This window comes from Sphingobium indicum BiD32 (assembly GCF_000382885.1).
Classification (GTDB): Bacteria; Pseudomonadota; Alphaproteobacteria; order Sphingomonadales; family Sphingomonadaceae; genus Sphingobium; species Sphingobium japonicum_C.
Genome location: NZ_CAVK010000253.1, coordinates 1 through 5,700, shown reverse-complemented (window position 1 = coordinate 5,700; position 5,700 = coordinate 1). Strand labels below are relative to the sequence as shown.

The 5,700-nt window shown below is 63.1% G+C and carries 5 protein-coding genes and 2 pseudogenes; 3 read left to right on the top strand and 4 right to left on the bottom strand.

Annotated elements, in window-relative coordinates:
• The first annotated feature begins 201 nt into the window (after window positions 1-201).
• Entirely contained in the window at window positions 202-651 is a 450-nt protein-coding gene (trxC, locus tag EBBID32_RS22645; RefSeq protein WP_006967677.1) for a thioredoxin TrxC, read from the top strand.
• A 311-nt stretch (window positions 652-962) separates the two neighbouring features.
• Here the strand turns inward: trxC and coxB are convergent, their stop codons facing one another.
• Window positions 963-1,883, bottom strand: a complete 921-nt coding sequence (gene coxB, locus EBBID32_RS22640; protein WP_006967676.1) for a cytochrome c oxidase subunit II — start codon at window positions 1,881-1,883, stop codon at window positions 963-965.
• A 1-nt stretch (window position 1,884) separates the two neighbouring features.
• The gene (locus tag EBBID32_RS22635; RefSeq protein ID WP_006967675.1) at window positions 1,885-2,253 is read right to left on the bottom strand and encodes a c-type cytochrome; all 369 of its coding nucleotides are present in this window, start codon (window positions 2,251-2,253) and stop codon (window positions 1,885-1,887) included.
• Between the two features lie 28 nt (window positions 2,254-2,281).
• Between EBBID32_RS22635 and EBBID32_RS25300 the strand changes: the two are divergent.
• A pseudogene (locus EBBID32_RS25300) lies at window positions 2,282-2,878 on the top strand (c-type cytochrome); the annotation flags it as partial.
• 40 nt (window positions 2,879-2,918) lie between these two features.
• Here the strand turns inward: EBBID32_RS25300 and EBBID32_RS25080 are convergent.
• On the bottom strand, window positions 2,919-3,590 hold the full coding sequence (locus EBBID32_RS25080) for a cytochrome b (protein ID WP_006967673.1): 672 nt from the start codon (window positions 3,588-3,590) through the stop codon (window positions 2,919-2,921).
• Window positions 3,587-4,330: a cytochrome c oxidase assembly protein gene (locus tag EBBID32_RS22620; RefSeq protein ID WP_440590976.1), complete on the bottom strand. Its 744-nt coding sequence runs from the start codon at window positions 4,328-4,330 to the stop codon at window positions 3,587-3,589. Before EBBID32_RS22620 ends, EBBID32_RS25080 begins: the two co-directional genes overlap by 4 nt.
• A gap of 79 nt (window positions 4,331-4,409) precedes the next feature.
• Between EBBID32_RS22620 and EBBID32_RS22615 the strand changes: the two are divergent.
• A pseudogene (locus EBBID32_RS22615) lies at window positions 4,410-5,700 on the top strand (membrane-bound PQQ-dependent dehydrogenase, glucose/quinate/shikimate family); the annotation flags it as partial.

The window sequence follows — 5,700 nt, the reverse complement described above, 5'->3', positions numbered from 1 at the left end:
CATGCCCCCCATGATCTGATGATCAAACAGGCGGCTTAACGACAACCGGGATTAGCTTAACTCAGCCGCCAAACTGTCCAAAAAGGCGGGACCACCTCATATGCCCGATCGGCGCCTTCGTATCGCAAAGCCTCGATCAAGATCAGGCGCGAGCATATCCAACAGTTTGGCCAAGCGACGTCAGTTACAAGGGATACGAGGATGAATGGAACACTTGCTGACCCTGCCGTCATCATCTGTCCGGCCTGCACGACTGCCAATCGGGTTCCGGCCGCCCGCATTTTGGAAAGTCCGAAATGTGGACGCTGCGGCCGACTGCTGTTTCAAGGTGCCCCTGTTGCTGTAAGTGGCCAGACGTTCGACCGTCATGTGAAAACCGGGTCGCTCCCGGTCCTCGTTGATTTCTGGGCAAGCTGGTGCGGTCCTTGCAAGGCGATGGCCCCCGCCTTTGCCGCCGCCGCAAAGGCTCTCGAGCCAAAAATCCGGTTACTGAAGCTCGACACCGAGGCAGAACAGACGGTTGCCGCCCGGTTCGCGATCCGATCGATCCCCACGCTCATTTTGTTTTCGGGCGGTCGGGAAGTTGCGCGCAACTCGGGCGCGTTGGACCAGCGATCAATCATTGCATGGGCGAACAAACACCTGCCCTGAAGCCGGGTTCGATTGCAGCGGCACGGGCCTATGGCCCTGGCACGCTTAATCCTCTCCATACAGGTCACCGTGCATTGCAGCTTCAAGATTGGAGCGCGTCTGTGCCGAGAGCGGCTTGGCCTCGTGGAGCGGCCATCGGGGTGGAGGATAAGAGAGCGGCAAAGGTGGCAGTCGCTGCGAACAGGGAACGGTTCATGTTAATCTCCGACATGCGCCGACAGCGGCGACACCGATACTTGTGGAAGTATGTCCTGACGCACTCCTGACACGCCGATAACAAAGAATTGTTCCGATGAAGCGTGTAACGATGCTTAAGTTCGCCCTGGCAGCCTCAGCCCTGTCGCTAGCCTCGGTCGCATGCGATTGCCCGGCTTGATCGACTGGCTGTCGCCAATCCAGCCCATCATCGTGCCGCGATTGTTAGGCAGAATACCGGCGCCCAATGATCGGCGGGAACCGACATGGGTGAGGTCGGGGCCGGCGGCGCCGTTGGCAGCGGTCCCGGCAATGCGATGGCAGGCGGCGCATCCGGTCGACCGGAACAGCGCTGCCCCCTGCCCCGCCTCCACCTGTCCGGGGGCCTGTGGGCGGGCCCCGCGACGTGCCGCCAGCATGGCCTCGAACGTGGCGGGATCGTGCGCGACAACGACAAACCCCATCAAAGCATGAGGGCCGCCGCAATATTCGGCGCATTGCCCCCCATATACGCCAGGTGCGTCGGCCTGGATCGGCAGGATATTGCGGCGTCCCGGCACCATATCGAGCTTCCCCGACAAGCGCGGTACCCAGAAGCTATGAATCACGTCGTTGGATTCGAGCTCCAGCACCACCGGGCGTCGGGCCGGAATGTGGAGTTCGTTGGCATCGAGCATATAGGTGCGGCCTTGGCCATCGAGATAGGCTACGCGCCACCACCACATCTCTCCGGTTATCCGGACCCGCATCGTGTCCGCAGACACCGGCGCGGTCAGGTTGCGCGTGAGGCTCAGGCCATAGACGAGGAGCAGCGTGAGCACGACGACGGGGAAGCCTATCCCGCCAATCCAGATGGTCTTCGTTCCGCCGATCTTCGCCTTGAGCCGTTCGCTGCCGAATAAAGCGACCCACAGAGCGGCGACCACGACCACCAGCACAGCGACGCCCATCGTAACCAGAACCCAGGAAAGCGTCGTGATCGATCCGGCATAGGGTCCCGCTGGATCGAATATAGGAAAGCGAGAGGCATCGGACATATCAGCGCTTGCCCGTCGCATAGAGATAAGCTGCGACGTCGCGCGCGTCTTGTGCGCTCAACGGCATCGCCGGCATCGTTGTGCCTGGCAGGGTCGCAGGCGCATTGCGCACATAGGCGGCAAGCACATCCGGCCGGTTCGGCAACCTTCCGGCGATGAGTCCTTGTTCCGCGAAGCCTGCCAGCGAAGGACCACTTTCTCCTCGCGGCCAAAATATACCGGGGATCACATGACAGGCGCCGCATCCCGCGCGCTCGATCAGGGCCATGCCGTGCGCGACATTCGCCTGAGGCATATGGTGCACCTCATCGGGCGGTGACTTGCAGCCAGCGGCGAGCAGCAGCGGCAACAGGGCGCGAAATATCTGCAATTACCCCCCTTTACGCCCTCGGCTCTCAATGTTGCACATCCGGAACCCTTGCGGGGCGTTAGCGGTTCCCATCGGTACGATGGTTTCAAACCGGCTAGCAGCATTCACAATTTTGACGATCTGGCTGTCGGGCTGCGGCCCGGTTGAGCGCGGGGCGGCGGATCGCTTCATCGAGACCGGCGAGATGATCGCGCTGAGCGGCGGCGATGCCGGCGCGGCCAATGCCTGCTTCACATGTCACGGCCTGGATGGACACGGCAATGGCGACGGCACGCCGCGCCTCTCTGGCCAGGACCGCGGCTATATGACAGCGCAGCTTGAAGCTTATGCAAGTGGGCGCCGCCAGCACCCTGAAATGGCGGCCCTAGCTGGCAAGCTAACGTCCGCGCAACAGGACGCTGTCTCTGCTTATTATGCAGCGATGCCGTTCGCCGCTGTCTCCGCGACAAGCAGCCGATTGGGGGAGCAAGCCGCGGTCCTCTATCATGAAGGCGACCCGGCACGCGGTCTTGCATCCTGCGCCTCCTGCCACGGCGCATCGGGTGAAGGCGCCGGTCCTGCCAATCCGCCGCTAGGCGCGCAGCCGGCCGCCTATCTTGCCGAACAACTCGAGCAATGGCGGGCGGCCAAGCGGCGCAACGATCCGCAAAATGTCATGTTGCGTATCAGCCAGGCGCTTTCTCGCCGGGAATCCGAGGCTCTCGCGGTGTATGCGGCTGCCCTCCCCGGGGGTCTTGCGCATCCGGAATCTCCGGCAGCATCCCGCGCAGCACATCGTGCCGATCCCAAAAATGATGCTTCAGCGCCGCCGCAACGTGCAACGGAATGACGAACAGGAGCGTGATCACCAACATCTGGTGGACACTCTCCGCCAGACCCATAATCTGCCAGCGCAATGTCAGCGGCATCTGGTCGAACGGTAATTTTGGCCAAGGCACGATCCCAGCGAGATAAAGCGGTCCCGGCTCGGCGATCGATGACCACATCACCCACCCGCTCAAGGGCAAGCCGAAAAAGGCGATGTAGAATATATAGTGGATCAGATAGGCGACCCAGGTCTGCCAGCCCTGACTGTCTGCGTCATTTTTCGGTCCCGGGATCATCAGCCGCCAGCCAAACCTCGCGATGGCGAGAAGCAGAATCGGCAATCCGACCGCGCTGTGAACCTGGTAGGCGTAGAGCTTGTCGCCGCCCGCCGGAAGCCAGCTCGTATAATAGCCCCAGCCGAGCTGGGCCATCACCAGGAACGCCATCACCCAGTGAAAGGCTATTCCGACCGGCGAATAGCGGCTGCGCTCGGTATGCGTGCGCGCCCAGGCGCGGAGTTGGCGGATCATGTCGCGAGGGATGCTCTGCGCTCGCGCGCGAACCAGCGCGACGCGAGCGCGAGCGCTGCTGCAAGGTAGATACCCGCACCCGGCGCCCACATGATCAAACCGGCGAGTTGCTGGTCCTCCAGCGGCGTCAAGCCCCAGGCGAGTGGGCCAAGGGCATGCGGCGCATAGAGCGGCGTGCCGGTAAAGGTGAGCAGCGCGCCAAGCAGTCCCATCTGCACCATGGTCGCCAGCAGTGCGGCGATCCCCGCCGGGAGCGACGCATGTCGCACCGCCCGCCACAAGGCCAGCGCGGTGAGCAGCAGGCTCGCCTGCATCAACCAATACACCGCCTCGTTCGATAGCGCCGCTTCATAGACGGGAGGCGCGTGCCAGATCCAGAAGGTCGCAGTATGAAGTCCCGTCCACAGGGCCAGTCCGCCAGGAACGCGTTTCGCCGGCAGCGCAGCGGCCAGCAGTGGTGCCACGACTGCAGTCAGCGCCAGGTGATGCACCGCCCGCGCCGAAAACAGCGCCGAGGTCAGCGCGCAGAAGGGCGAGACAAGCAGCAGCGCCAGCAGCGCGATCGCTGTCAGGAAATAGCGTCGCTGGGCACTCGTGGTTGGGCCGAACTTCAGGAAGACCGCAGTTCCGAACAGCAGTGCCGCGATGAGCAATGGATCGAGGTTCCACCGCGCAAGCAACTCGCCCGGGACGGGTGCGGCGCCGCAGTAGGGAAGCCAGACGGCGGATTGGTCCAACACTATGGGGCCTTGATTGAATTGTGCGCTTGTTACGGAACCGATCGCAGCCGGGTCGGTTCCCTTGCAAAGGGAGGGTCCGATGCCGGACGATATCACAACGCGTCCGCGCAACCGCTCGCTGTTGACCATGATCGTCGGTGCGGTTCTCGCGGCGATTGGAGTTGTGCTCGCGATCGGCGGCGCCTGGCTAGCGCTGCTGGGTGGAAGCGTCTTTTATCTCCTGGCGGGACTCATGCTCGGCATCTCCGGCGTACTTCTGATCCGGGGACGCACACTTGGCGCCCTACTGTACATCGGCATCTATTTGTTTTCCGTCATCTGGGGTTTCGCCGAGGCCGGGTTGGACGGCTGGGCGCTGATTCCCTTCACCGTTGGCCCAACCGTACTGCTGGTCCTGGTGCTGCTCACGCTGCCCATCCTTCAACCACTTCGCTGGCGCTGGCGATCCGCATTCGGCCTATCGGTGGGCGCCGTCCTTGTGCTGGCCCTCGGGGGTTTCGCGATCTCTCGAATCAACCAGCCTCAGGTTGGGCCGATGCCGGGCCTGATCGCCTCGAGCGTTGCAGATCCCTCGCCCCTTCGGCCCGGCACCGACTGGCCGGCCTATGGTGGCAGCCACGCGGCGCAGCGCTTTTCTCCACTCGCCCAAATCACACCTGAGAATGTCGGGAAGCTTAGGCGGGCCTGGATCTATCACACAGGCGACATGCCAAAGGGCGATCCCAAGAAGAGCAAATACGGTGCCGAAACGACGCCGCTCAAGGTGGGTAACGCATTGTATCTCTGCTCGGCGACCAATATCCTGATCGCGCTTGACCCCGCCACCGGCAAGCAGCGTTGGCGCTATGACCCGCAGGTGCCGGACGAGTGGATTCCCTATACCGCCGCCTGCCGTGGCGTCACCTATTACGCCGTGCCGGGGGCACAAGCGAACAGCGACTGCGCCACACGCATCATCGAAGGCACGCTCGACGGGCGCCTCATCGCGGTGGATACGCGCACAGGTCGCCCCTGCGCCGGGTTTGGAGCGAACGGAGCCGTCGACATCAAGCGCGGCATGGGTGCGGTCGCGCCCGGCATGGTCTCGATCACCTCGCCACCGACCATCGTGCGCGGGGTCATCGTCACCGGCCATCAGGTGCTCGATGGCCAGGAGCGCAGCGCGCCCTCGGGCGTGATCCAGGGTTACGACGCGGTGACCGGTATAAAGCGTTGGGCCTGGGATATGGTCAATCCCGACTGGACTGGCGATCCACCGGAGGGAAAGGAATATGCTCGCGGTACGCCCAATATGTGGACCACCGCGAGCGGCGACGAGGCGCTCGGACTTGTCTATCTGCCAATGGGCAATGGACTTGTAACGGATTTGC

What these genes read in the sequence shown, in the direction of transcription:
- EBBID32_RS25080 (WP_006967673.1), bottom strand. Translation starts at nt 3,590, where the DNA reads ATGATCCGCCAACTCCGCGCCTGGGCGCGCACGCATACCGAGCGCAGC.
- trxC (WP_006967677.1), top strand. Translation starts at nt 202, where the DNA reads ATGAATGGAACACTTGCTGACCCTGCCGTCATCATCTGTCCGGCCTGC.
- coxB (WP_006967676.1), bottom strand. Translation starts at nt 1,883, where the DNA reads ATGTCCGATGCCTCTCGCTTTCCTATATTCGATCCAGCGGGACCCTAT.